Source organism: Sphingobium sp. CECT 9361 (assembly GCF_918741285.1).
Lineage (GTDB): Bacteria > Pseudomonadota > Alphaproteobacteria > Sphingomonadales > Sphingomonadaceae > Sphingobium.
Window position 1 is genome coordinate 91,887 of the sequence record NZ_CAKKNC010000013.1, and the last position, 25,127, is coordinate 117,013.

Consider the following 25,127-nt stretch of genomic DNA (forward strand, 5'->3'; position numbering starts at 1 on the left):
AAGCCGATCCGGTCACAGCCTCGCGCATCACTCCCCCCGATGCGAATTCTCATCCAAGCCGGTCGGTTGTCGAGGCCGATCGACCGGCGCGTGTTTCGTCATGCGGATGATCGCAATGGCAGCGCCCTGCATCGTATGCACGCTGGTCACGGGGTATTTCGCTATAACGGTTAGCCCGTGGTGGCTTGTCGGAACCGCCCTCTGCATGATCCTCGCCGAAGAGGTCAAAGACAAATGAGCCACCGCATCACCGGCACCGATAGCTGTATCGAATGCGGCGCCACCCCAGCATCGCACAACCTGCTTTGCGAGGCCTGTGCGCCATCGTACGCGGACCCAGCCGATGAGTGCCTGTGTCCGGTGTGCCAAAGCGACATGGCGCAGATCCATCCGTGCCTGCGTACGGAGCAAGATAGGGCAGGGGCATGACAGAAGCTGTCACCCTGCGCGTCGATCGCTTCGGCATCCCGCACCACGCCTACCTGCAGGCTGACGGCCGCTATTTGCTGTGCAAGCGCCGGGTGGAACTGTGCAAGGCATGTAAGGAGGGCGGTGTTCCTCCGATCCCGGCCGATCCATATCAAATTGCACTCGACCTGTTCCGCAAGCACTGGGGGCTGCGGTGGCGCGAACACTATCGCTTGCCCGCGATGATGCAGGACGACGCGACCGTCGACGAGGCCACCGGTGCCCATATCATTGCCCTGTCGGGCGATGGCACCGAAGTGACCGTGCTTGCCCAGTTCGGCATGGACGAGAGCGTGATGCTCGGCCTGGGCGCGCTGGTCGCTGTGCATAACGAAAAGATCGGAGAGATTTGATGAGAAAACCACCCGCAGCCACGGTCGCACTGTTGGACCGCGCCGAACGTGCATGGCAGCGATTTTTCTATCCAGCCGCAGATTGCTTTGTGAGTGATCTGGGGGACAAGCACTTGTCTGTCGATCTGGAGGTAGCCGACTGCCTGCGCCTCGTATTGGCAGAATTGGGCCGCTCGGTAGTCACACCGGACGGCGATGTGCCTCTCGAATCTTTCACCACAGATGCGGGCGAAGATGCCGGTTCGGATTGCTTCAACTGCAATAAGCCTATCCGGGTCGGACAAGTCGTGCTGCCCTGGAACGATGCAGGCGAATGCCACGCCAATTGCGATGCTCCCTATGCGCTTGGTTATGTGCGCCAAGAGGGCGACCCGGAGCCGGTCGTCTTACTAGGGTCGCCGATGCGGTATTGTGATCTGCCAGATAAGCGGTCCACCACCTTTCAGCAGCGCGTCCAGCCGTGGCTGTTGGCGTGCTTCGGACCGATGATCGCGGGCGACAAGGAAGAGCGCAATCATCGCTTCATGGAAGAGTCGTTGGAGCTCGTGCAGGCATGCGGCTGCACGGCCAGCGAGGCGCACCAACTGGTCGATTATGTCTACGGACGCCCGGTCGGCGAGCCGTCGCAGGAGGTCGGCGGCGTCATGGTCACACTGGCGGCACTATGTCTCGCCAACGATCTGGATATGCACGCCGACGGCGAGACCGAACTGGCGCGCATCTGGACGAAGGTTGAGGCGATTCGCGCCAAGCAAGCGGCTAAGCCGAAGCACTCGCCATTGCCAGAAGGTGGAGAGGTTTGATGGACCATTCTCGTACTCTGCCGAGCCAAGCCGCTATGGATCGTACCGCAATGGCGTTTGGCGCTCCCAGCTTAGGTGCGATGCTGGCAGTAATGTCCCCTGCGTCCAAAGCTATGTTTCGGCGTTGCTGCAATCAGGATGATGAAATTGTCCGGCTCAAGGGCCTTTTGGCTGAAGCGTTTGCCGACCCCGAGAAGCTGTACAAGAGCGAAAGCTTTAAGAATATCATAGCCGACGCGATCAGCTGTCCTCTTGAGGAAGCCGCCTGATGGGTCTCCCGATGGAAAAGCTGCCCGACTGGCCGCGCATGTTGAAGCGCGCGACGGCGGCTGCCTATCTCGACATATCGGTCGCCGAGTTCGAGCGCGAGATCATGGGCGGCAGGATCCCGCCGCCGGTGTCGCTGGGCAATGGGCCACACTGGAGCCGCGTTGAGCTCGATGCCTACATGGAACGGCTAAGCGGCGGGCCAGCCGACGACTGGCGCTCCAGGACGAACCTTTATGCCTCGCGGTAGCCCAACCCTGATGTATGTGAAGCAGGTGCGGGCCAAGGGAACCCTGTACCTCTACTTCGACACCGGCCAGCGCGATTCCAAGGGCAAGAAGATATTCAAGCGCCTGCCTCCGAAGAGCGATAAATCGTTCGGCGGCGCCTATGCGGCCATGCTCGGCCATCGAAGCCGCCGCACCCAGGCGGAGAACCCGCTGCTGCTCAAGCACTTCGTCGATCTCTATCAGGGCAGCGCCCAGTACAAGAAGCTCCAGCCGTCGACGCAAAAGCTCTACCGTATCTATCAGCAGTCTCTGGCGATGGCGTTGGGGGAGGGGCCAGCCGGAGAGATCGAGCGCAAGGACATCATCCTGATGCTCGATCGCATGGCCGACAAGCCGGGCGCCGCGAACATGGTGCTGGCTGCGGCTCGCGCGCTCTACACATGGGGGCGCAAGCGTGGTCACGTCGACAACGATCCCTGCCGCGATATCGATATGATGGAGGTCGGCGAGCATGACGCGTGGCCCGTGGATCTGGTGACGGCCGCGCTCGCTGCCGAAGATGACCGGGTCCGGCTGGCCGTCAATCTGCTCTACTACACCGCGCAGCGAATCGGCGACGTCTGCGCCATGCGCTGGTCGCATATAGGTAATGACAGAATCGCCGTCGTGCAGGAGAAGACCGGCAAGGTGATGGAGATCCCGATCCACGAGGCACTGGTCGCCGAGCTGGCCAAGCATCCGCGCGGGCTGGGGACGATCCTCAATTACCACGGGAAACAGATCGCCGCGGCGACGCTGCGCAAGTCCATCAAGGGCTTTTGCTCGGCGCGTGGCTTCGACATCGTGCCGCACGGATTGCGCAAGAATGCCGTGAATGCGCTGCTCGAAGCAGGGTGCTCGGCAGCCGAAACGGCGGCGATTTCCGGGCAGAGTTTGCAAATGGTTGAGCACTACGCGAAGGGCCGCTCGCAAAATAAACTGGCATCGGCGGCGATCCTGAAATGGGAAGGCGCTCGTTAGTCGGCTGGACCAGCCGCTGGAACAGATTGCGGACATTCAAACACTTGCAAACCGCCCTTTTTACCCGCCGTTTTTCGTGCTTTGAGGTTTATCGCAAATTAACGACACGCGCTTATAGCGGCCAAATGAGCGCCCCTCCGTTCACTATTACGGACTCCAATCCTGCGGACTTCTGGCCGTCGTCGACCGTTGACAGCGTCACGGTGGGTGGAGCGGTGCGTCACCTGATCGATTTCAATCATTTTTTCGGAAACGACGCGCGCCGCTGGCCCGATGCGCTGACCAGCGAGGCACGCCGACATCTGGCGGGATGCCTGAACACCGTAGAAACGGCGATGACACTGTTAACGCGCGATACGAAAATTGGGCGGCTTCTGGGGGGACTTGAAAGCTCCGCATCATGGTCTTCCGTGCAGCGCATGCCGTTCATGCTGTCGCCCGAACTGATGGCACACATGCGCCTTCGTGCGGCCATCAGCCTGCTGGGCGGACAGTCGGTGCGGGTGGACGGCGATCCTTCGGCGGATGCCGTTTCTGGTACTGGTCTGCTTATCGGCGATGCCGACCCTGAGATTGCGGATATGGCAGCCAATCTGTTGCTGGCCGATGCGCGCTGGTCGGCCAGAGATGCAGGCGTAAGCACGATGCAAGCGGATTTGCCTGCGGAGCATTTCGCCGAACTGGTGTGGACGACGGCTGCGGTTCTGGGAACGGAACTGTATCGCGCGGGGCTGGTCGAGCAAAACGCCGCCATGACGGCAATGGCTACCGCCGCTTATGCTCTGCTGGCACGCCATAATGAGGGCGCGGGGCCATTTGCTCTGGCCAAGCGGCTCGCGCGGAGCCTGTGCCATCAAAACCGCCATGCCGAATTACTGGGGCAAGCTTTGGGAGAGCGCCGCTATCTGCTCTTTGCTGCGTTGGCAGGGGAAGTGACGCGGATCGAGATGGAAACCGTGCTCGATGTGCTGGTGCACGGCAGTGACGCGCAACTGGCGGCATTGTGCAAGGCGTTGGGCGGAACTGCTTTCGATTATCGCCACTTGCTCGTCGACTTGCGCATTGTTCGCGGCGAGCGGGACGATCCGACGCTTGTGCGTCTGGCGGCACGCTATGACGACCTGCGCGATGAAGATGCGATGGCGCAGGCCGATATGCTCCGCTGCCCCCCGCCACTGCGTGCCAAGTTGGCGCTAATTCCCGCGGTGCGCGCTGCATGACGGGGGCTTCGGATATCATTCGCGCCGTTGTGGACGGTGACGGAACGCTGATCTCGGCCGATCCGCCGATTGCCACGCTGCAAATGCAGGCTGGTAGCGCGATTGGCGGGCCTTTGGCGGTGCCGCAGTTGGCAGCGTTGGCCCGACTGTCCATTCGTATGAACATCCCGCTGTCCCGCTCGATAGTGGCAGCGTGTGGCAGTGCAGATATCGACATGTGGGTGCGGGCCAAGCCCCGCGACGGCAAAGTGGAATTGGCGGTCGTCGAATGGCGCGAACGTATCGCGCACAAAGTAGCCAACGATTCTGCCGGCCGCGAGGCCGATCTCGTCGCGACGCAGGACGGCTGGAGCTGGCAGATCGATCCGCAACTGCGCATCCTCATGATCGATGCCGACAACGCCTCCAACGACTATCCGAAGGTCGGCACTCCGTTGACGGCATGGTTTCGGATCACAGCGGATGAGGATGGCCAGTTGCCGATACTCCATGCCTTTGCTGAACGCCGATCCTTTTCGGCGCAGCAGGCCACGGGCAAAGATGGCAGTGTATATCTCCTGTCCGGTATGCCGATGTTCGACGCAGGAGGACGGCTAAGCGGGTATCGTGGTAAAGCATCGCTGGATGTGGCCGAGGTTGAACGCCATGCTGCGCCGACCGAGACCGGAACACCCTTATTCGGGCGGCGGCTTGACCGCGCGTTGCGGCAGCCGCTGGGGCGTATCATTGCCAATGCCGATACGATCAGCAGCCAACTGGAAGGTCCGCTGCGCGAAGATTATGCCAGCTATGCGGCGGATATCGCTACGGCCGGTCGCCATCTGATGGAGCTTGTGGACGATCTTGCCGATCTTCAGGCAATCGACCGGCCCGATTTTACGGTGACGCATGAAGAGATCGATTTGGCCGATCTGTCTCGCCGTGCTGCAGGATTGCTCGCGGTAAAGGCCGCGGATCGCGCCATCCGCGTCGACGTGCCGCAGAGCGACGAAATCGTTCCTGCTGTCGGTGAGTTTCGACGGACCTTGCAGATATTGGTCAACCTGATCGGCAACGCCATCCGCTATTCGCCTGAAGGTTCGATGATATGGGTGCGCGCGGAATCGATGGATGGCGTAGCGCAGGTGACGATTGCGGATCAGGGGCGAGGCATCGCCCACGACGATCAGGATCGCATTTTCGACAAGTTCGAACGACTGGGCCGCGATGAAGCGGGCGGCAGCGGCCTTGGCCTTTATATCTCCCGCCGGTTGGCGCGGGCGATGGGCGGGGACATTACCGTAGACAGTGCGCCGGGGCAGGGCGCCCGTTTCGTTCTGCGGTTACCCGGCGCCTAGACACAAAAAGGGCGGCGTCTCGATGGAGACGCCGCCCTTTTGAACGTTTGCCGATTAGCGCTGCGCTACTGGCACATAGTCGCGCTGCGACGGGCCAGTGTAAAGCTGGCGCGGACGACCGATCTTCTGTGCTGGATCCGATATCATCTCGTTCCACTGCGCGACCCAACCCACGGTGCGGGCAAGGGCGAACAGCACGGTGAACATCTCGGTGGGGAAGCCAATCGCCGACAGGATCACGCCGCTGTAGAAATCGACGTTGGGATACAGCTTCTTGTCGATGAAGTAGGGATCGCTCAGTGCAATCTGCTCCAGTTCGCGTGCCGTATCCAGAACGGGATCGTTGATACCCAGCTTGTCGAGTACTTCCGATGCAGCCTTTGACAGCACCTTCGCGCGCGGATCGAAATTCTTGTACACGCGATGGCCAAAGCCCATCAGGCGGAACGGATCGTCCTTGTTCTTGGCGCGGGCGATATATTCGGGAATGCGATCTGGCGTGCCGATTTCGCGCAGCATGTTGAGCGCCGCTTCGTTGGCACCGCCATGCGCCGGACCCCACAGACACGCGATGCCTGCGGCGATACAAGCGAAGGGATTCGCGCCCGACGAACCCGCGAGGCGCACGGTTGAGGTCGAGGCGTTCTGTTCATGGTCGGCATGGAGGATGAAGATCTTGTCCATCGCCGATTCGATGATGGGATCAACTTCATATTCTTCGGCTGGCACGCCGAAGGTCATACGCAGGAAGTTGCCGGTGTAAGACAAGTCGTTCCGGGGATAAACGAAAGGCTGACCCACGGAATATTTGTATGCCATTGCCGCAATGGTCGGCATTTTGGCGATCAGACGATGGCTGGCGATGGTGCGCTGCTGCGGATCGTTGATGTCCGTGGAATCGTGGTAGAAGGACGACAGCGCACCAACGACACCGCACAGGATCGCCATAGGGTGCGCATCGCGACGGAAGCCGCGATAGAAGGTCGAGAGCTGTTCATGGACCATCGTATGGCGCGTGATGGTGTGTGTGAACTTTTCCAGCGTCGCGGCATCGGGCAGTTCGCCGTTCAGCATCAGGTACGAAACTTCCATGAAGCTGGACTGTTCGGCCAGTTGCTCGATGGGATAGCCGCGATGTAGCAGGATGCCTTCGTCGCCATCGATGTAGGTCAGCGCGGATTCGCAGCTTGCCGTCGATGTAAAGCCGGGGTCGTAGGTGAACATGCCGGTATTGGCGTACAGCTTGCGCACGTCGATGACCTGCGGGCCGACCGAACCGCTGAGGATGTCGTAATCCTTCGTATTGTCTCCGATCGTGAGGGTGGCTTTGGTGTCGGCCATTGTGTTCTCCTATATTGTGCGTCAGCCCGCGGGGGACTGCCGTACGTCCGAAAGTCGTGACAGGGTTTCGTCTTTCCCAAGAAGAAAGAGCACGTCGAATATGCCAGGTGAAGTAGTACGCCCCGTTAAAGCGGCACGCAGGGGCTGCGCTACCTTACCAAGACCAAGTCCGGCATCCTCTGCGACATGTCTTATTGCTTCTTCGATCGCGTCTATCGTCCAGGACTGGACGGGGGAAAGGGCGTCGACGGTTGTTCCTATGAGCACGCGCGCGGCATCGTCTAGCAGAGACAGCGCCTTCTCGTCAAAATCCAATGGGCGTTTTTTGAAGAGGAAAAGCGCGCCATCGGCGATTTCATCCAGCGTCTTTGCGCGCGGCTTCAGCGCCGCCATGGCCGTCGTCAGCAACGTGACATCGGCGGGTGACAACTCGTTGCCCGTGAGCGTAGCGACGCGGGGTGCGACAAGCGCCGCAAGATACGCATCGTCGGCTTCGCGGATGTAATGGCCGTTCAGATTTTCCAGCTTCTTGATGTCGAAACGGGAAGGAGAGCGACCGACCCCGGCCAAATCGAACAGTTCGATGGCGCGCGCGATGGGGATGATCTCCTCATCGCCATGACCCCAGCCCAGACGCAGGAGATAATTGAGCACCGCTTCGGGCAGCATCCCCATCTCATCGCGATAGCTGTCGACGCCCAGGGCGCCATGCCGCTTTGACAGCTTCGCGCCATCGGTGCCGTGGATCAGCGGGATATGGGCGTAGGTCGGTTCCTTCCAGCCCATTGCGCGAATGATGCACAGCTGACGGAAGGCGTTGTTCAGATGATCGTCGCCGCGGATCACATGAGTGACGCCCATGTCGTTGTCGTCCACTACGACCGCCAGCATGTAGGTTGGTGTGCCATCCGAACGCAGCAGTATCATGTCGTCCAGCTCGGCATTCTGAACGACGACGCGACCCTGTACTGCGTCTTCAATAACGGTTTCGCCTTCGCGCGGTGCTTTCATGCGGACGACATAAGGCGCACCGGCAGGCGCTTCGGAAGGATCGCGATCGCGCCAGCGCCCATCGTAGCGCATGGGCTGCTTGGCAGCGCGCTGCTGCTCCCTGAGTTCAGCAAGCTCTTCGGGCGTTGCGTAGCAGCGATAGGCGTGACCGGCGTCGAGCATCGCGTGGGCCACTTCGGCATGGCGGGCAGCGCGGGCGAACTGGAACACCGGCTCCTCGTCACCGCCAAGGCCTAGCCAGTCCAGACCATCGAAAATGGCCGCAATCGCCGGTTCGGTCGAACGCGCACGGTCGGTGTCTTCGATCCGCAGCAGGAACTTGCCGCCATGATGCCGAGCGAACAGCCAGTTGAACAGTGCGGTACGGGCGCCGCCGATGTGCAGGAATCCGGTTGGAGAAGGAGCGAAGCGCGTAACGACAGAAGTATTTTCAGCAGTTGCGCTCACGCAATGATTCCCCGACATTCCAGATGTACAAACTATGACTGCGACGCCCCCTAGCATGGCTTTTGAGCCGGGACAAACCCGCGATGACGCGGGATTGCAGCGCTATGGGACAGCCGTTCTCGATACAATGGAGCGCTGGCTGGAAAAGGAGCGCGAGCATGTCCCGCTCTGGCTGCCGGTGGGTCTGGGCAGCGGGATCGCCGCATGGTTCGTTTTACCCGATCCGATGGCATGGGCAGCGTTTTGCTGCGTGGCGCTGGCCGTGGCGTTGGGCGGCGCTTTCTTGCCGGAAGGAGGGAGGATCAGGCGGATCGTTATCGGTGCCGGATTGCTGGCTTGTGCCGGGTGCCTGATCGTTTGGGGAAAGGCCATGATCGCCGGGACGCCACCCATTGCCCGTCCCGCCTTTGTCGAGATTACGGCGAAGGTGCAGTCCGTGGAGCCACTGCCGGCGCAGGAGATGACGCGGCTGATTCTCCGGCCGGTGGCGCGCGACGATCTGCCTGCAAAGATCCGCATCAATGTCGTGAACAAGGATTGGCGTGAAGGTATTGCCGCCGGGGCGACGATCCGTTTCCGTGCAAGGCTGATGCCCCCGGCACCGCCCGCCGTGCCGGGAGCCTATGACTTTGCACAGAAAGCCTATTTTCAGGGTATCGGTGCAACGGGGCGTGCCGTTCCGCCGATAACCGTTGTCCAAGCTGCTGACACTTCCTTGCCACCTGTCAGGCAAAGGCTGTCGAGCCATATTCAGGCGCAGATGGCGGGCGGGGCGGGCGCAATCGCGGCAACGCTGGCGACTGGTGACCGTGGGGCGATCAGCGAAGCCGATGCAGACGCGATGCGCCGCAGCGGATTGGCGCATCTCCTGTCGATCAGCGGTCTTCATGTAACGGCTTTTATTGGCGCAGTGATTTTCCTGATTTTCCGGCTGCTGGCGCTGAGCCGGAGGGCCGCGTTGCGGTGGCCGCTGATGTTGATCGCTGCGCTGGGCGGGGCCGGTGCCGGGATCGCCTATACGCTGATGACGGGCGCGGATGTCCCGACCGTGCGGTCCTGCGTATCGGCATTGCTGGTGCTGGGTGGCCTTGCGCTCGGGCGCGAGGCGTTGACCTTGCGATTGATCGCGGCGGGTGCGGTATTCGTTTTGCTGCTCTGGCCCGAATCATTGGTGGGGCCGAGTTTTCAAATGAGCTTTGCGGCCGTTGTCTCTATTGTTGCGTTGGCGGAGCATCCCCGTTTTCGTGCCCTTACGCATGGCCGCGATGAAGCTTGGCCGCTGCGTTTGGCGCGCGGCGTGTTGGTATTGTTCCTGACCGGCATCGCAGTGGAAATCGTACTTGCTCCGATAGCGCTGTTCCATTTTCATCAGGCGGGGATGCTGGGGTCGCTGGCCAATCTGGTGGCCATTCCGCTGACCACATTCATCGTCATGCCGTTCGAGGCGCTGGCGCTGCTGATGGATGGCATAGGGCGTGCATTCGGTATCGGCTTGGGTGCCCCGGCCTGGTGGGTCGTAGAACATTCGCTTCGGCTGTTGCTGTTCGTGGCGCATGCAGTTGCCGCGCAACCCTATGCGGTGGCTCTGTTGCCGACATTCGGCGCAGGAGCCTTCGCGCTGGTTATTGCCGGTGGCCTGTGGTGCTTGTTGTGGCGCACGCGGGCGCGCTGGTTGGGAACTGTGACGATAGCGGCTGGCCTTCTGCTGATGCTCAGCGCACGCCCGCCCGATGTGCTGGTGACGGGCGATGGACGTCATGTCGCCATTCGGACAGCGGCGGGAGATATGGCGCTATTACGCGAGAAAGCGGGTGACTATGTCCGCGATACGCTGTCAGAAAGCGCAGGATACGATAGGGAACTGCTGGCTATGACGGCATTGCGTCAGGCGCGATGCAGTGAAGATCTGTGCGCCGTGACCGTGACACACGGCAATAGAGCGTGGCGCGTGCTGACCACGCGCAGTCAGAATATGGTGGACGTGCCTGTGCTCGCAAAAGAATGCGCCGCGGCAGATATCGTCATCAGCGAACGGTGGTTGCCAAGAACTTGCCTTCCCCGTTGGTTGAAGATCGACAAGGCCATGCTGAGGCGGACGGGCGGCGTTGCAATAGACCTGAAAAACGGTTCGGTGCGAGCCGTGCGCGCGCCAGGAGACGCACATCCCTGGATCGCGGCCACGCATTAAAAAGGGAGCCGCTCGATTGCGGCTCCCTCATCAGTGTCGGGATCGATGCGGCGATTATGCGGCGCGCTGATCCTTGTTGATATCGACAAGCTGACCGCCATTGATAGCGATCTTCTTGGGCTTCATCGCTTCGGGAACTTCACGAACCAATTCGATGACGAGCAAGCCATCGGCCAGATCGGCATTTTCCACGCGCACGAAATCGGCCAGTTCAAAGCGGCGGTCGAAGCTGCGATTGGCGATGCCGACGTGCAGATATTTGCCCTGTTCGGACTTCGACACATCTTCCTTGCGACCGCTGACCTGCAACAGGTTCTGCTGCGCCGTGATTTCCAGTTCATCCGAACGGAATCCGGCAACGGCGAGCGTTACGCGATACCGATCTTCGCTAAGCCGTTCGATGTTGAAGGGGGGGTAGTTGTCACCCTGGTTCACACGCGCGTTGTTTTCGATCAGGTCGAACAGACGGTCGAATCCAACGGTGGAACGGCGATAAGGGGTCAAATCAAAACCACGCATTGTCATATCTCCTATGAGCATATTCCATATTGCAGCGAGCCCATACCGGCACTCGCCACCTGATTGCCCAGCCCCATATGGCGGCCGGACAAGGGAAATATGGTTTGCTCTGGAGCGCGTTCAAGAGGGATTTTCAGGTCTGGAATCATAAACGCCCGGACCGTTGCCGATCCGGGCGTAGATGGACGATTGCTCGTCTCCCCCTTGGTACTGCGTCGACCGTTCTTTCAGCCCCCAAGCTCCAGAACGGGACTGCAGCGTCCCTGAACCACGGCCATTGCCTATGTTTCATTTATGTTGCTATGCGCGCCCCGCGTTGCTGTCACGGGTAAAGTGTGTCGGTGATTCATTTTGGGAACAGCCTGTGTTCTTGGTGCAACAGCCCGTCGTTCTTGCCTATAGCGAAGGCGCTGCCTAGAGCAGCCCATGCACTGGCCAGGATATCAAGTAATTCCATGATTCTTTCGCGATATGAACGAATGATTGCGCGGCGGTATTTGCTGCCGGGCAAGGGGGAAGGGTTCATCTTCCTGGTGGCTGGAATCAGCCTTGTTGCGGTGATGCTCGGCGTGGCGGCGCTGATCATCGTGATGAGCGTGATGAACGGCTTTCGCGCGGAGCTGTTCGACAAGATTGTCGGCTTGAACGGCCATGCCGTCGTACAGGGTTATGGCGGGCGTCTGCCCGATTGGCGCGATATCTTGAAAGAGGCCAAGGCTACGCCCGGCGTCACCAGCGCGACGCCGCTTATAGAGCAGCCGCTGCTGGGCAATTATAACGGACGAGTCGAAGCCGTTCTGGTTCGCGGCATGACCGTGCAGGAAATTCGCAGCAACGAAACGCTCAAGGGCAAGGTGCTTGCCGGGAGCCTGGCATCGTTGACGCCGAACAGCGGCAAGATAGCCATTGGCGCGCGTCTGGCCGAAAATCTGGGCATTTCGGTTGGGGGTCGACTGAGCATCATCAATCCGGCGGGTCGCGCCACCCCCTTCGGCACTGTCCCCCGCGAGATAAGCTATGAAGTCGGCGCGATTTTCGAAGTGGGCGTGTACGAATATGACAAGGCGTTTGTCATCATGCCGATGGAAGACGCGCAAACGCTGCTTTTGCTCGGCGATGTCGTGGGCATGATCGAAGTGCAGACGGTCGATGCCGACGACGTTCAGAATATCCTTGCTCCGCTAGCGGACAAGGTGACGGGCCGGGCAGTCATTCAGGATTGGCGGCAGATGAACGCTTCATTGTTCGAGGCGCTGGCCGTCGAACGTGTCGCGATGTTCGTGGTGCTGTCGATCATCGTGCTGGTCGCCGTGTTCAATATTCTGTCGTCGCTCATCATGCTGGTGCGCGCCAAGACGCGGGATATTGCCATTTTGCGAACCATGGGCGCATCGCGATCCGGGCTTATCAAGATATTCATGACCGTCGGTATCACGATCGGCACGTTGGGCATGGTCGCAGGAACGGTGCTGGGCTTTACATTCCTGTTTTTCCGCCAGCCTATCGTTAACGCTATTCAGTTCGTGACAGGGCAAAATCTGTGGGATCCCTCGATCCGCTTTCTCACGGAATTGCCGTCCCAGTCTGATCCTGCGGAGATTATCACGATCTGCCTGATGGCACTGGTGTTCAGCTTCCTGGCCACGCTGTACCCTGCGTTCAAGGCAGCAAATACCGATCCTGTACAGGTGCTGCGCTATGAATGATGTGCTGAAAGTGACCGATCTGCGGCGGAGCTTTACGCAGGGCGATGTGACGATCGATGTGCTGTGCGGCGTGAACCTGACGGTCGGTGCGGGAGAAATCGTCGCGCTGCTTGGGCCTTCGGGTTCGGGCAAGTCGACCTTGCTGCAAGCCGTCGGCTTGTTGGAAGGCGGTTTCGACGGGTCCATCCTGATTGGCGGCGAGGAAGCGGCACGGCTTTCGAATGATGGCCGCACGCGGGTGCGTCGGGATAGTTTGGGCTTCGTGTATCAGTTCCATCATCTTCTGCCGGACTTCAATGCGGCGGAAAATGTCATCCTGCCGCAGATGATCCGCGATGTGAGCGCGGCGGACGCGAAGAAACGGGCGGATGCGCTATTGACGGCATTGGGGCTCGGTCATCGGCTGGATCATCGACCGAGCCAGTTATCGGGTGGCGAGCAGCAGCGCGTCGCGGTGGCGCGCGCGCTGGCCAATCGCCCCGCTTTGGTGCTGGCCGATGAGCCGACCGGCAATCTGGACGAAAAGACCGCCGACGTCGTCCTGGCGGAATTTCTGCGTCTGGTACGCGAGGAAGGTTCGGCAGCGCTGGTCGCCACGCATAATGAACGATTGGCGGCAAAGATGGATCGCGTCGTGCGCTTGCAGGGCGGGCGACTGGAATAGGAGCGGCGCGGATGGGCATTTTCGACTTTTCGGTGAAGGCTGCGAACGGCGAAACGAAACCGCTGGCGGATTATGCCGGCAAGGTGCTTTTGATCGTCAACACCGCCAGCAAGTGCGGGTTTACGCCTCAATATGCCGGTCTAGAGGCGCTGCACCGGGATTATGGGAATCGCGGGTTCGAGGTACTGGCCTTCCCCTGCAATCAGTTCGGCGCGCAGGAACCGGGCGATGCCGCTGAGATCGCCAATTTTTGTTCGCTCACTTACGATGTCAGCTTTCCTGTTTTCGACAAGATCGACGTCAATGGCGACGGGGCCGATCCGCTCTTTACCTGGCTGAAGTCGGAGGCTCCGGGCTTGTTGGGGACGCAGGGCATCAAATGGAATTTCACGAAGTTCATCGTGGATCGCAGCGGCAAAGTGGTCTCCCGCCATGCGCCTACGGTAAAGCCCGAGGCGTTGAGGGCGGACATCGAAGCGCTGCTGTAAATTTCGTCGTTTGGGGGCATGACCGCAAACAACCCACAGCTTTCGATGGGTAGGGGGCTTTAACGAATCGCGCGGAGCGTCCAGAATAGCTTTATGTCCCATGCCACGTTCGTCCCGCTTCGCGTATTTTCCTGTTACACGATGCTGGACGGTGCGATCGAGCCAAAGGCAATCGCAAAGCAAGCAAAAGCGCTGGGCTTCCCGGCAGTCGCCTTGACGGACCGCAACGGTCTCTACGCGGCAATGGCCTTTTCCGATGCATGCAAGAGCGAAGGCGTCCAGCCGATTGTGGGCGCCATGCTGGGGGTCGCGCGTCCCGGACGCCCTGCCAATGCCCCGCCGGTGCACGACTGGCTGGCGATCTACGCGCAGGACAGCACAGGATATGATAACCTCTGCGCGCTGGTATCGATGGCGCATCTGGATCGGCCTATCGAAGAACAGGCGCATGTTTCGCTGGACGATCTGGTCGGCCGAACCGACGGGTTGATCGCGCTGACGGCAGGTGGGGAGGGCGCTCTTGCCCGGCTGTTTGCCGAGGGTCAGCCGGACGCCGCCTTTGCCTATGCCGACAGGTTGCAGCTATTGTTCCCCGACCGGCTGTATGTCGAGATCGTACGGCGGCTCGATGCCATTGAAGGCAAATCGGAAGCCGATCTGCTGGATCTGGCGTATGCCCGTGACCTCCCGTTGGTTGCCACCAATCCCACCTGCTTTGCAGAGCCGCATTTTCATCCGGCGCATGATGTCATGCTGTGCATCGCCGATAGCGCGTATGTCGACAGCGACGACCGCCGGAAGAGTTCTCCGGACGCCTGGATGAAGCCCGCCGCCGAGATGAAGCGGTTGTTCGAGGATATGCCGGAGGCGCTGGCCAATACTCTTGTGGTGGCGCAGCGCTGCGCCGTGCTGGCACCAAAGCGTAAGCCCATTTTGCCCAGTCTTGCCGGCGATCTTCGCGGTGAGGAGATCCAGCTACGCGGTGATGCGACGGCGGGTCTGGAAATGCGTTTGCGCAAGCTGGTCGCGATTCATGAAGGTACGGACGTGTCGTCCCTTGATGGCGATGCGCTGCGTGTGCGTTTTCCCGAGTATTTCACTCGGCTGGAATTCGAGCTCAATATCATCGTCCAGATGGGTTTCCCCGGCTACTTCCTGATCGTGGCCGACTTTATCAAATGGGCAAAGACGAATGACATTCCGGTGGGGCCGGGACGCGGTTCGGGCGCGGGTTCGGTGGTTGCATGGGCGCTAACCATCACCGATCTGGACCCGCTGCAACTCGGCTTGCTGTTCGAGCGATTCCTTAATCCCGAACGTGTGTCCATGCCTGACTTCGATATCGACTTCTGCGAAACGCGGCGCGGCGAAGTCATACGTTATGTGCAGGCCAAATATGGCACGGACCATGTGGCGCAGATCATTACCTTCGGTAAGCTCAAAGCGCGCGCGGTGTTGAAGGACACCGGTCGCGTGCTCCAGATGAGCTACGGACAGGTGGACCGCCTCGCCAAGCTGGTGCCGAACCACCCTACCGACCCGTGGACGCTCGACCGGACGTTGAACGGCGTCGTAGAGTTCGCGCAGGAATATAAGAACGACGCGCAGGTACGGCGGCTGGTCGATCTGGCGCTGAAGCTGGAAGGCTTGCCGCGCCACAGCTCCACCCACGCGGCGGGCGTGGTGATCGGCGATCGACCGTTGCAAGAACTGGTGCCGCTGTACCGCGATCCGCGTTCGGATATGCCGGTGACGCAGTTCGACATGAAATATGTCGAAGGCGCCGGGCTGGTGAAGTTCGATTTTCTTGGCCTCAAGACGCTATCGGTTCTGCAGAAAGCTGTGCAGTTGCTGGCGAAGCGTGGCGTCGTCATCGACCTCGAAACACTGCTTTGGGACGATCAGGCAGTGTATGATCTGCTCCAGCGTGGCGACACCGTGGGTGTGTTCCAGTTGGAATCCGAAGGGATGCGCAAAACGCTGGCGGCGGTGAAGCCGACCAACTTTGGCGACATCATCGCGCTCGTTTCGCTCTACCGTCCCGGTCCAATGGATAATATTCCCATGTTTGGACGGCGCAAGAATGGGCAGGAAGACATCCTCTACCCACATGATCTGCTCCAGCCGATCCTCGAAGAAACCTACGGTATCTTCGTCTATCAGGAACAGGTTATGCAGGCTGCGCAAATCCTGGCGGGCTATTCGCTGGGCGACGCCGATCTTCTGCGCCGTGCGATGGGCAAGAAGATTAAGGCGGAGATGGACGCGCAGCGTGAGCGTTTCGTAAGCGGCTGCGCCGAGCGAAGCAAAATCCCCAAAGCTAAAGCCAATGAGCTGTTCGATTTGATCGACAAGTTCGCAGGCTATGGCTTCAACAAGTCGCACGCCGCCGCCTACGCATTGCTGGCCTATCAGACCGCATGGTTGAAGGCGCATTATCCCGCTGAATTTTATGCCGCTTCGATGGCCTTCGACATCCATCTGACCGACAAGCTTACTGTGTTCGTCGACGACATGCGGCGTATGGGCCTCACCTGCTTGCCGCCCGACATCAATGTGAGCGAAGCGGATTTCTCGGTGCAGGGGGTGACGCCGCCTGAAGACAGGGCAGACGACCCCCGATTTGGGTTCGCAGTGCGGTATGCGCTGGGCGGCCTGAAAGGCGTCGGTGAGAAAGCGATGGAAACGCTTGTCGCCGAACGTCTGGCCCATGGCCCGTTCAAGGATCTCGATGACTTTGCAGATCGCGTCGAACCGCGACTGTTAAATCGCCGACAACTGGAAAGCCTGGCGGCCGCCGGTGCCTTCGATGGCATACACGATGATCGGGCGGGCGTGCACGCGGCCGCAGAGACGATCCTGTCGGTTGCATCGAGCGCAGCAGAAGCGCGCGAGAGCGGGCAAGGTGGGTTGTTCGGTGGCGAGGAAATCGCGCATGCCGATGTGCACATTCCGCCTCATACGGCGTGGTCCGTGGCGGATCGCATGGCACAGGAAAAGGACGCATTCGGCTTCTACTTTTCCGCGCATCCTGTGGATCGCTATCGACACATTGCCGAGGCCAAGGGCGCACGCAGTTTTGGTGCGATCTGCGCCAATCCCACGGCCCTCAATTCTGAAGGCCGCGCGCACGCAATCATGGCCGCGCTGGTCGAGGATGTGCGCTGGCGCGATACACGGCGCGGAGGGCGATACGTCTCCGCTACATTTTCAGACAGCAGCGGGCAGTTTCAGGCAAGCTGCTTTGACGAGGACGCCTGCAAAGCGATCGAAGCATTGGGTAAGGATGGCGATTGCGGTTTGTTGACTGTCGAGCTGGACCGGCAACCGGGCGAGGAGACGCCGCGCGTCACGGTCCGCGGGGTGCAAGCGTTCAATCGCATCGCCGGGACCACTCGCATGGAACTGTGGCTCGACGTAGCGCACGACAGCGCGATCAGCGGCATATCGGCGATATTGTCCACAAGTCGTGGCGGTCGCAGCGAAGTCGGGATTCGTTCGATGATGCCGGACGGTCAGATCGTGCGTCTCCGGCTGGGTCGGGATTTTCTGATCGATGCGGAAATCGCAGAAAAGCTCGCTGGCGTGGCAGGAGTTGTGGGGCATAGGTTCTCCGCGCCTGAACCGCCTCGGCTCGCCTTGGTATCCTAACTATGGCCTTGTGTCCGTGGAGGACGCAAGGCACCACTGCTCAAAGCATAAGGAGAGTAGTGATGATTGGCGGCATGCAGGACTTTGCGCTGCGTATTTCCTCGATAATAGACCATGCGGCTAATGAGCATGGCGCGCGGGGAGTCGTCAGCCGCTATGCCGATGGTCACATCGAGCGCAGCAATTGGGCGGAGATACGGCATGATTCACGCCGTTTTGCTCAGGCGATGGAGACGCTCGGCGTTAAGCCGGGTGACCGCGTAGCAACGTTGGCGATGAACCATGGGCGGCACGTCGTCTCATGGTACGGTACCATCGGCATGAGCGCCGTACTGCACACGATCAACCCGCGCCTTTTCGACGAGCAGATCGTTTTCATCGCCAATCATGCCGAAGATCAGGTGCTGTTCTACGATGCCGCCTTCGCTGCGATCGTCGAGCGGCTAAAGCCGCAATTCACGACGATCCGCCATTTTGTGTGCTTCGACGATAATGGACAGCGCAGCGACGACGTAACTTACGCCGCCTTGCTCGCTGCCGAGGATGGCAACTATGTCTGGACCACCGGAGATGAGCGCGACCCTTGCATGCTGTGCTACACCAGCGGCACGACTGGCGATCCCAAAGGCGTGCTGTTCAGTCACCGTTCCACCGTGTTGCATGCATTGGCAGGAATTCAGCCCGCGTGCCTGGGACTGGGACCGGACAGTTGCATCCTGCCGGTCGTACCGCAATTTCATGTGTGTGCCTGGGGTATACCCTTTGCCGCAGCGATAGCAGGGGCCAAGCTGGTTCTTTCGGCCACCAATGATCCTGCCTCGATGTGCGATCTGATGCGCGCGGAAAAGGTCACGCATAGCGCGGCCGTTCCGACGGTCTGGCTAGGAATGCTGGCTTATGCGGATGAAACGGGGATCACGCCGCCGCCTTTGGAAAAGGTCGTCATCGGTGGTTCCGCGGCGCCCCGGACACTTGTGGATCGCCTGATGAATATGGGCATAAGTGTCAGCCACTTATGGGGCATGACCGAACTGTCGCCAATTGGCACCGTGTCGCGCAAGGGCCACGATTTCGCGAGTATGTCGCGCGAAGATCAGTTGGACCTGCTGGCCTATCAGGGCGGGGTTCCCTACGGCGTGGAGATGCGGATCGTTGATGCGGATGGTGCTGCTTTGCCACGAGACGGCGCGACATCCGGGCGATTGCAGGTTCGCGGACCGTGGGTGATAGAGCGGTATTTCCGTGACGAAAGTGGTCCGGCGGTCGATGTCGACAACTGGTTCGACACGGGTGACGTGGCGATCATCACGCCCGAAGGCGTCATGCAGATCAAGGACCGCGTGAAGGATGTCATCAAATCCGGGGGAGAATGGATCAGCTCCGTCACTCTGGAGAATGAAGCGCTGGGATGCCCGGGGGTCGCAGAAGCCGCAGCAATCGGCTTGCCGCATCCAAAGTGGGATGAGCGCCCGATATTGATCGTGGTTCAAAAGGACGGTGCGGATGTGCAGGAAGCCGATGTGCTGGCCCACCTGTCGGCGCGCGTAGCCAAATGGTGGTTGCCGGACCGGATCGTTTTTGCCGACAGCCTGCCGCATACGGCCACGGGCAAGCTGCTCAAGACGGCATTGCGCGAGACATATGGCACCATATCGCTGTCGGCCTAGGCCTATAGCAGGCGATACTGATCCCCTGCAGGCGGGCGAAAGAGATCGGTGCGAAGAGCCACGCGCTCGCCATCCAGACCTGCGCGGGCACGAGCCTTGTTGAAACGGGTGCGGATCAGTTCGGCCCACACGCCTTGGCCGCGCATGCGATTGCCGAACCGCGAGTCATTATCGCGGCCGCCACGCATGTCGCGGATGATGTTCATCACTTTTGCCGCGCGGTCTGGATAATATTCATCGAGCCATGCTCGAAATAGCGGCGCGACCTCGTGCGGCAATCGCACAGGGATCCAGAATACGCCCCTGGCGCCGGCAGCGGCTACGCGGGCTACGATTGTCTCTATCTCGTGATCGGTAATTGCCGGGATGATCGGCGACACGCAGGCATGGACCGGAATGCCGGCATCGGCCAATCGCGCGATGGCCGCTATCCGGCGTTCCGGATGCGGGGCGCGTGGCTCAAGGGTGCGTGCCACCGCGGGGTCTAGGGTCGTTACCGATATACCCACGGCTACCAAACCATCTCGCGCCATTCTCGACAACAGATCGATGTCCCTTAGGACGCGGTCCGACTTGGTCGTTATGAATAACGGATGACGGCATTCCGCCAGCACTTCGATGCATTGGCGGGTAATATGCCAATCGCGCTCGATCGGTTGATAAGGGTCGGTGTTCGTGCCCATTGCGATGGGCTTGACCACATAAGTACGCTTTTGCAGCTCAGCGCTTAGCAACACTGCGGCATCGGGCTTTGCAAACAATTTGGTTTCGAAATCGAGACCGGGCGATAGGTCGTGCCAGGCATGCGTGGGTCGGGCGTAGCAATAAATGCAGCCATGCTCGCAGCCACGATAGGCGTTGATGGACTGATCGAACCCGATGTCCGGAGAAGAATTGCGGGCAATGATTGCCCGTGGTTTTTCGATTGTGACTGACGTTGCAGGAGCAGCAGCCTCGCCGTCGACCAGCGTCAACAGGTCCATCCAGTCGCCATCCTCCATTCGAGTGGAGGATGAGAACCGCTCACTCAGAGTGTTTTCTGTGGCGCCACGCCCCTTCAATTTGCTCATGGACGCATGAGAACATATAAAGAACAAATATGCAATACGCACGAAAACGGGGCGACGCCTTGAAGCCTCGCCCCGCCTGGACAGTATCCTAATTTAGTTCGAATGCATCGCGTGCTTGATGTCGCGCATTTCGTCATGCCCGCGGCGGACCGACGTATATGCTTCCTGGATTACGGCCTTGGTCGTTGGGGAAACATCGTTGTCGGCCAGCGCATCCTCATACTTGGCCTTGATATGATCCTCGCCGCGCTCAACTTCATCGACAATCGCCTGATCGTCTTGGCCGGTGACGGCAGCCTTGAGGTTGAGGAGTACGCGATGGGCGCCAGCGAGCAGGGTTCCGTCATCTTCGGCATTGCCGCCAAGAGCGGCCACCTGCTGTTGCAGCTTCGATGCAACCTGCTTGCGTTCAGCCGCCCGGCTGACGAAAATGCTGTTGAAACGACTGCTTTCGCTGTCCTTTGCCGCTTCGGTGTAGCCGTTTACGCTATCGATAGTGGTCGCGATGAGGCCATTCAGGGTCGAAATGTCGTGCTTGGTTGTATCGGTCATGGGGCTACCTCACATTATATGAAAGACACCCTCCCAACGCACCAGGTTTGAAATGGATTGGCCGCTGCATTCATTATGCGCTCAGTGGAAGGCCTGATGCGCTATGTTGAAGAACCCGTTGATCTAAATTAGCCTTTTATGATCCTGCGGGGATCGGCAGCAAGGCGGGCCAGCGCGTAACACACGTCACGACGGACAGTTGCTGTCCGCCTGAGTTAGTGAACTCTATGAGAAAAACTGGCTCCCTGAGTAGGATTCGAACCTACGACCAAGTGATTAACAGTCACCTACTCTACCGCTGAGCTATCAGGGAGCAGCCCGGCTCTCACCGGGCAGGCCACGCCTATAGCAGCGGCTTTTTGCGTCTGGCAAGGGCGTTATGCGATAAATTGTTCGGCAGCGATGCGATCGTCCAGCGTGTGTTCCGGATCGAACAGCAATGTAAGGGGTGTCGTCCGGTCGATCTTGACCTCGACGCGCGCAACATCGCGTACTTCGCGCTGATCGGCCACGGCACTGACCGGGCGTTTGACCGGATCCAGCACCTTGAAGCTTACGGATGTATTTTCAGGCAGGATCGCGCCACGCCACCGGCGCGGGCGAAACGGGCTGATGGGTGTCAGCGCCACCAGGGCGGACCCCAAAGGCAGGATCGGTCCGTGGGCCGACAAATTATAGGCCGTGGAACCTGCCGGCGTGGCCACCAATACGCCATCGCAAACCAGCTCGGGAAGCACGACTCGACCGTTGACTTCCACCTCCAGCTTCGCGGTCTGGCGGGTTTCGCGCAGCAGGGATACTTCGTTGATCGCGGGAATCGAAAATTGCTCGCCGTCGATGGTATCGACCGTCATTCGCAGCGGATTTACCTTGAACGCCTTTGCGGTATTCAGTCGGTGATCGAGCCGCTCGAGCCGCCACTCATTCATCAAAAAGCCAACAGTGCCCAGGTTCATGCCGAAGACCGGCAGTATGCGTCTGGCTTCCAGCATCGCATGCAGGGTTTGCAGCATGAAGCCGTCGCCACCCAAAGCCACGACCATGTCGGCCTGATCCAGCGGCACGAAATCATAGCTCGAACGCAGGCGATCTTCGGCAACGCGCGCGCCTTCCGTAGGCGAGGCAAGCAATGCACGTCGAGGTTCGTTCGCATTTGACATGTTTAACCGCCCGTGACGCTCATATGCCTTGCGGTCGAAGCCGAGCTATCGGTCCCGATACGAAAATCATGGGCAAGCGGCTTGGAGGCCAAAGCGCGATCCAGCAATCCGTCGATGGCTTCAATGCCGCCTTCGCGAAAGGCGGCTTTCAGATCGATATGATCTTCATGCCCCAGGCACATGTAAATTCTGCCTTGGCAGGTCAGCCGCATCCTATTGCAGCCTGCACAGAAATTCTCGGTCAGCGGGGTGATCAAGCCCAAACGGACCTGCATTCCTTCGATGGAAAAATAGCGTGCAGGCCCACCCGTGCGATAGGGAATAGGGCTTACGTCATATTGCGCACGAATTTGCTGGAGAGCGTAGGATAGTGGCAAAAAACGGTCGACCCTGTCTTCGTCAATCTCGCCCAGCGGCATGGTTTCAATCAGCGTCAGATCGTGCCCGTGCGCATTGCACCATTCCAGCATCGGCAAAAATGAGTCGTCGTTCAGGTCTTTAAGGGCGACCATATTGATCTTGACTGCCAGCCCTGCATCGCGTGCCGCCGACAGACCAGCAAAAACCTTTGTAATATCCCCGCCGCGGGTGATGAAAGAAAAGGTCTTGGGGTCGATCGTGTCGAGGCTGACATTTATGCGCCGCACGCCCGATTCATATAACGCCTCTGCATGCTCGGCCAGATGCGTCCCGTTGGTTGTTAGCGTAAGCTCATCCAGCCCGTGGCCGATATGTCGACCGATCCGCCGAGCAAGATCGCCAAAATCGCGCCGCACCAACGGTTCTCCGCCGCTCAGACGAATTTTGCGAACCCCGCGCGCGATGAAGCGATCCGCGATTATCCCGATTTCGTCCAGCGTAAGAATGGCATTGCGGGGCAGGAAAGTCATCTTTTCCGCCATGCAATATCGGCAACGCAGGTCGCAGCGATCGGTAACGGAAATACGCAAGTAATCGATCCGACGGCCAAAGCCATCGGTCATCGAAGGCGCGCCTGTCTTTTCGAGTGCCTGCATCTGCTTTAGTTAGGGTATGGGAGTGTCCGGCGCAAGCGCGGGCAATTGGATGCACCATTGGTAAGACGGTGCTAACCGCTCTCCTCTATGCGAAGCTGGAAGCAAGAATATTGGGGGCGTGCTTGGAACTTAGGGCAGCAGACAGGCACGAGCGCCGACGGAAGGTCGAAGGCGAAGATGCGCGCATGTTGTTCATTCTGTCCGACAGCGACAGGGATAGGCTTGCCACGCTCGCGACCGACGCGGGATGGAAGGCGGCTTCGTCAAGGCGCAGCGAAGGCGCGGAGCGTCGATATCTTGCGAGCGACGCGGCCATTGCCCTTGTCGATGTGCGCGGCGGGAACAGCGGACTGATCGAGCTGCTGGCGGGTCCGGTGGAGGCCAGCGGCGGCGCTCTGATCGCTCTTGTCGATGTCGCGGAGATTGATTCCGTCGCTTCACTCATCGGGTTAGGTGCCACGCATTATCTCTGCGCCCCATTCGATCTGGCAGCCGTGAGCGCCACGTTGGAAGCGGCCCACGCCTTGACGATGCGCCTCAATGGCAGCGGCCCACCCTCTCCATCGACGACAGCGGCAGGATCGCCGGTTCAGCGCCGCACCAGGGACGAGCGGGATTATTTGACAGGTTTAGCCAATCGGCAGGCGGCCGTTACATGGATCGAAGGGCAACTGAGCGGCGCAAATGGCGCGCCTTACGTGCTGCTGCTGTCCATCGGTCCGTTCGATCGGGTCAATGCGGCCTATGGTCAGACGGCAGGCGACGCACTGCTCGGCCGGATCGCGCGCCGCATCGAGCGCGCCGTCGAGGGATATGGCGCCGCCGATACGCTGATAGCGCGCATCGCTGGCACCGAATATATGGTGGGGTTCGTCGCGGACAAAAGCGGTGCGGATGTCCCGCTGTCCCTCGCGCGCAGTCTGATCGCGGCTATTGGACAGCCGTTCAGTTCGGGCGATCATCTAATACGTTTGACCGGCCGGTGCGGAATTGCCGAAGGCCTTGTCGGCGACGATGCAACCCGGCTGTTGCGCCGAGCCGGAACCGCACTTGCCGCTGCCAAGCAATCGGACGGGGAGGGGATACATATCCTCACTGCGCGTGAGCGAGTCGCCGAAGCCGATCCCGATCGCCTGGAAAGCGACCTGCGGCTGGCGCTGGACCGCGGTGAGATAGAGATAGTATTCCAGCCGCAATATAGCTGTCGCACTAATGCGTTGACGGGCGTCGAGGCGCTGGCAAGGTGGAATCATCCGCATTATGGCGCTTTGGGAGCCGCGGCGTTGTTTGCCGCGGCGGAGCGATCCGATTTTCTCCTTCCCTTGTCTGCGCATATTCAGGCCGAGGCGCTTAAACAGGCGGCGGCGTGGAGCGATGATCTGGGGCATCTTCGCTTGTCGATCAATGTGACCGCGTCCGACATTTCCCAGCCGGACTTTCTCGCGCAATTCTCCTCGATTGTGGATTCCAGCGCATTCCCCCGTGAACGCCTGACCGTCGAGATTACCGAAAGCGGCTTGATCGAGGACGTCATGAAAGCAGCCGCGCTGCTGGATCGTTTGCGTGCGATGGGCTTTGCTGTGGCGATCGACGATTTCGGCACGGGCTATTCCAGCCTCGCCTATCTCAAGGCGCTAACGCTCGACTATCTGAAGATCGACAGCGGTCTGGCGCAGGACATTGCCGGGTCGGAGAAGGATCGGATCATCGTGCGCGGTGTCATCCATATGGCGAAATCACTGGGCATGAAGGTCATTGCCGAGGGCGTAGAAACCGACGAGCAGCGCAGCCTCCTGACCGCCGAAGGGTGCGACTATTATCAGGGGTTTCTGCGGTCCCGTGCGGTGTCGAGCGAAGACCTGCTGGCGCTTGTTACCGGATAAGGCAGACGCACCGATCCGTCCATTTATGCGCGATGCGAAGGTGGCAACCCACTGGCAAGACTCGTT

At 59.9% G+C, this 25,127-nt stretch carries 21 protein-coding genes and 1 tRNA gene; 14 read left to right on the forward strand and 8 right to left on the reverse strand.

Going from position 1 to position 25,127, the window contains the following annotated elements:
- Window positions 1-425 precede the first annotated feature (425 nt).
- From LQ220_RS17005 to LQ220_RS17035, 7 genes are all read left to right on the forward strand, one after another.
- Window positions 426-821, forward strand: coding sequence for a hypothetical protein (locus LQ220_RS17005; RefSeq protein ID WP_230189324.1), 396 nt, complete (start codon window positions 426-428; stop codon window positions 819-821).
- On the forward strand, window positions 821-1,624 hold the full coding sequence (locus LQ220_RS17010; RefSeq protein ID WP_230189325.1) for a hypothetical protein: 804 nt from the start codon (window positions 821-823) through the stop codon (window positions 1,622-1,624). Before LQ220_RS17005 ends, LQ220_RS17010 begins: the two co-directional genes overlap by 1 nt.
- On the forward strand, window positions 1,624-1,893 hold the full coding sequence (locus LQ220_RS17015) for a hypothetical protein (RefSeq protein ID WP_230189326.1): 270 nt from the start codon (window positions 1,624-1,626) through the stop codon (window positions 1,891-1,893). The genes LQ220_RS17010 and LQ220_RS17015 overlap by 1 nt, the downstream gene beginning before the upstream one ends.
- The gene (locus LQ220_RS17020; RefSeq protein ID WP_230189327.1) at window positions 1,893-2,141 is read left to right on the forward strand and encodes a hypothetical protein; all 249 of its coding nucleotides are present in this window, start codon (window positions 1,893-1,895) and stop codon (window positions 2,139-2,141) included. The genes LQ220_RS17015 and LQ220_RS17020 overlap by 1 nt, the downstream gene beginning before the upstream one ends.
- Window positions 2,128-3,141, forward strand: coding sequence for a site-specific integrase (locus LQ220_RS17025; protein ID WP_230189328.1), 1,014 nt, complete (start codon window positions 2,128-2,130; stop codon window positions 3,139-3,141). The genes LQ220_RS17020 and LQ220_RS17025 overlap by 14 nt, the downstream gene beginning before the upstream one ends.
- A gap of 125 nt (window positions 3,142-3,266) precedes the next feature.
- Window positions 3,267-4,361: a DUF2336 domain-containing protein gene (locus LQ220_RS17030; RefSeq protein WP_230189329.1), complete on the forward strand. Its 1,095-nt coding sequence runs from the start codon at window positions 3,267-3,269 to the stop codon at window positions 4,359-4,361.
- The gene (locus tag LQ220_RS17035; protein ID WP_230189330.1) at window positions 4,358-5,698 is read left to right on the forward strand and encodes a HAMP domain-containing sensor histidine kinase; all 1,341 of its coding nucleotides are present in this window, start codon (window positions 4,358-4,360) and stop codon (window positions 5,696-5,698) included. Before LQ220_RS17030 ends, LQ220_RS17035 begins: the two co-directional genes overlap by 4 nt.
- Before the next feature lie 54 nt (window positions 5,699-5,752).
- Here LQ220_RS17035 and LQ220_RS17040 read toward each other — a convergent pair whose 3' ends face one another.
- Window positions 5,753-7,039, reverse strand: a complete 1,287-nt coding sequence (locus LQ220_RS17040) for a citrate synthase (protein ID WP_230189331.1) — start codon at window positions 7,037-7,039, stop codon at window positions 5,753-5,755.
- Between the two features lie 21 nt (window positions 7,040-7,060).
- A complete protein-coding gene (gene gltX, locus LQ220_RS17045) occupies window positions 7,061-8,515 on the reverse strand; it encodes a glutamate--tRNA ligase (RefSeq protein WP_230189332.1) in 1,455 nt (484 codons plus the stop codon).
- A 109-nt stretch (window positions 8,516-8,624) separates the two neighbouring features.
- Between gltX and LQ220_RS17050 the strand changes: the two genes are divergently transcribed.
- Entirely contained in the window at window positions 8,625-10,685 is a 2,061-nt protein-coding gene (locus LQ220_RS17050) for a ComEC/Rec2 family competence protein (RefSeq protein WP_230189363.1), read from the forward strand.
- Between the two features lie 54 nt (window positions 10,686-10,739).
- On the opposite strand, the gene LQ220_RS17055 is transcribed toward LQ220_RS17050, so the two are convergent.
- Window positions 10,740-11,210, reverse strand: a complete 471-nt coding sequence (locus LQ220_RS17055; protein ID WP_230189333.1) for an Hsp20 family protein — start codon at window positions 11,208-11,210, stop codon at window positions 10,740-10,742.
- Between the two features lie 449 nt (window positions 11,211-11,659).
- Here LQ220_RS17055 and LQ220_RS17060 point away from each other — a divergent pair, with 449 nt between their 5' ends.
- The 5 genes from LQ220_RS17060 (at window position 11,660) to LQ220_RS17080 (ending at window position 19,380) form a co-directional block, all read left to right on the forward strand.
- On the forward strand, window positions 11,660-12,910 hold the full coding sequence (locus tag LQ220_RS17060) for a lipoprotein-releasing ABC transporter permease subunit (RefSeq protein WP_230189334.1): 1,251 nt from the start codon (window positions 11,660-11,662) through the stop codon (window positions 12,908-12,910).
- Entirely contained in the window at window positions 12,903-13,574 is a 672-nt protein-coding gene (locus LQ220_RS17065; RefSeq protein ID WP_230189335.1) for an ABC transporter ATP-binding protein, read from the forward strand. The genes LQ220_RS17060 and LQ220_RS17065 overlap by 8 nt, the downstream gene beginning before the upstream one ends.
- 11 nt (window positions 13,575-13,585) lie before the next feature.
- Complete coding sequence (locus LQ220_RS17070; protein ID WP_230189336.1) at window positions 13,586-14,062, forward strand: glutathione peroxidase; 477 nt, start codon at window positions 13,586-13,588, stop codon at window positions 14,060-14,062.
- Between the two features lie 93 nt (window positions 14,063-14,155).
- Window positions 14,156-17,713 carry a DNA polymerase III subunit alpha gene (gene dnaE / locus LQ220_RS17075; RefSeq protein WP_230189337.1) on the forward strand — a complete coding sequence of 1,186 codons (3,558 nt, stop codon included), beginning with the start codon at window positions 14,156-14,158 and terminating at the stop codon, window positions 17,711-17,713.
- A 62-nt stretch (window positions 17,714-17,775) separates the two neighbouring features.
- On the forward strand, window positions 17,776-19,380 hold the full coding sequence (locus LQ220_RS17080) for a long-chain fatty acid--CoA ligase (protein ID WP_230189338.1): 1,605 nt from the start codon (window positions 17,776-17,778) through the stop codon (window positions 19,378-19,380).
- Window positions 19,381-19,382: 2 nt separating this feature from the next.
- Here the strand turns inward: LQ220_RS17080 and LQ220_RS17085 are convergent, their stop codons facing one another.
- The 5 genes from LQ220_RS17085 to moaA form a co-directional block, all read right to left on the reverse strand.
- Window positions 19,383-20,450, reverse strand: a complete 1,068-nt coding sequence (locus LQ220_RS17085) for a PA0069 family radical SAM protein (RefSeq protein WP_230189339.1) — start codon at window positions 20,448-20,450, stop codon at window positions 19,383-19,385.
- 93 nt (window positions 20,451-20,543) lie between these two features.
- Window positions 20,544-21,002 (reverse strand): PA2169 family four-helix-bundle protein, encoded by a 459-nt coding sequence (locus LQ220_RS17090; RefSeq protein ID WP_230189340.1) that lies wholly within the window; start codon window positions 21,000-21,002, stop codon window positions 20,544-20,546.
- Between the two features lie 238 nt (window positions 21,003-21,240).
- Window positions 21,241-21,315: transfer RNA gene (locus LQ220_RS17095), tRNA-Asn, on the reverse strand.
- A 64-nt stretch (window positions 21,316-21,379) separates the two neighbouring features.
- Window positions 21,380-22,162, reverse strand: a complete 783-nt coding sequence (locus LQ220_RS17100) for an NAD kinase (protein ID WP_230189341.1) — start codon at window positions 22,160-22,162, stop codon at window positions 21,380-21,382.
- Window positions 22,163-22,164: 2 nt separating this feature from the next.
- Window positions 22,165-23,145, reverse strand: coding sequence for a GTP 3',8-cyclase MoaA (gene moaA, locus LQ220_RS17105; protein WP_230189342.1), 981 nt, complete (start codon window positions 23,143-23,145; stop codon window positions 22,165-22,167).
- Window positions 23,146-23,363: 218 nt separating this feature from the next.
- Between moaA and LQ220_RS17110 the strand changes: the two genes are divergently transcribed.
- Window positions 23,364-25,061, forward strand: a complete 1,698-nt coding sequence (locus LQ220_RS17110; protein ID WP_230189343.1) for a bifunctional diguanylate cyclase/phosphodiesterase — start codon at window positions 23,364-23,366, stop codon at window positions 25,059-25,061.
- Window positions 25,062-25,127: the final 66 nt, after the last annotated feature.

Bases quoted from the DNA above. Each gene is read 5' to 3' on its own strand.
- LQ220_RS17005 (WP_230189324.1), top strand. From the start codon at position 426: ATGACAGAAGCTGTCACCCTGCGCGTCGATCGCTTCGGCATCCCGCAC.
- LQ220_RS17010 (WP_230189325.1), top strand. From the start codon at position 821: ATGAGAAAACCACCCGCAGCCACGGTCGCACTGTTGGACCGCGCCGAA.
- LQ220_RS17015 (WP_230189326.1), top strand. From the start codon at position 1,624: ATGGACCATTCTCGTACTCTGCCGAGCCAAGCCGCTATGGATCGTACC.
- LQ220_RS17020 (WP_230189327.1), top strand. From the start codon at position 1,893: ATGGGTCTCCCGATGGAAAAGCTGCCCGACTGGCCGCGCATGTTGAAG.
- LQ220_RS17025 (WP_230189328.1), top strand. From the start codon at position 2,128: ATGCCTCGCGGTAGCCCAACCCTGATGTATGTGAAGCAGGTGCGGGCC.
- LQ220_RS17030 (WP_230189329.1), top strand. From the start codon at position 3,267: ATGAGCGCCCCTCCGTTCACTATTACGGACTCCAATCCTGCGGACTTC.
- LQ220_RS17035 (WP_230189330.1), top strand. From the start codon at position 4,358: ATGACGGGGGCTTCGGATATCATTCGCGCCGTTGTGGACGGTGACGGA.
- LQ220_RS17040 (WP_230189331.1), bottom strand. From the start codon at position 7,039: ATGGCCGACACCAAAGCCACCCTCACGATCGGAGACAATACGAAGGAT.
- gltX (WP_230189332.1), bottom strand. From the start codon at position 8,515: ATGTCGGGGAATCATTGCGTGAGCGCAACTGCTGAAAATACTTCTGTC.
- LQ220_RS17050 (WP_230189363.1), top strand. From the start codon at position 8,625: ATGGAGCGCTGGCTGGAAAAGGAGCGCGAGCATGTCCCGCTCTGGCTG.
- LQ220_RS17055 (WP_230189333.1), bottom strand. From the start codon at position 11,210: ATGACAATGCGTGGTTTTGATTTGACCCCTTATCGCCGTTCCACCGTT.
- LQ220_RS17060 (WP_230189334.1), top strand. From the start codon at position 11,660: ATGATTCTTTCGCGATATGAACGAATGATTGCGCGGCGGTATTTGCTG.
- LQ220_RS17065 (WP_230189335.1), top strand. From the start codon at position 12,903: ATGAATGATGTGCTGAAAGTGACCGATCTGCGGCGGAGCTTTACGCAG.
- LQ220_RS17070 (WP_230189336.1), top strand. From the start codon at position 13,586: ATGGGCATTTTCGACTTTTCGGTGAAGGCTGCGAACGGCGAAACGAAA.
- dnaE (WP_230189337.1), top strand. From the start codon at position 14,156: ATGTCCCATGCCACGTTCGTCCCGCTTCGCGTATTTTCCTGTTACACG.
- LQ220_RS17080 (WP_230189338.1), top strand. From the start codon at position 17,776: ATGATTGGCGGCATGCAGGACTTTGCGCTGCGTATTTCCTCGATAATA.
- LQ220_RS17085 (WP_230189339.1), bottom strand. From the start codon at position 20,450: ATGAGCAAATTGAAGGGGCGTGGCGCCACAGAAAACACTCTGAGTGAG.
- LQ220_RS17090 (WP_230189340.1), bottom strand. From the start codon at position 21,002: ATGACCGATACAACCAAGCACGACATTTCGACCCTGAATGGCCTCATC.
- LQ220_RS17100 (WP_230189341.1), bottom strand. From the start codon at position 22,162: ATGTCAAATGCGAACGAACCTCGACGTGCATTGCTTGCCTCGCCTACG.
- moaA (WP_230189342.1), bottom strand. From the start codon at position 23,145: ATGACCGATGGCTTTGGCCGTCGGATCGATTACTTGCGTATTTCCGTT.
- LQ220_RS17110 (WP_230189343.1), top strand. From the start codon at position 23,364: ATGTTGTTCATTCTGTCCGACAGCGACAGGGATAGGCTTGCCACGCTC.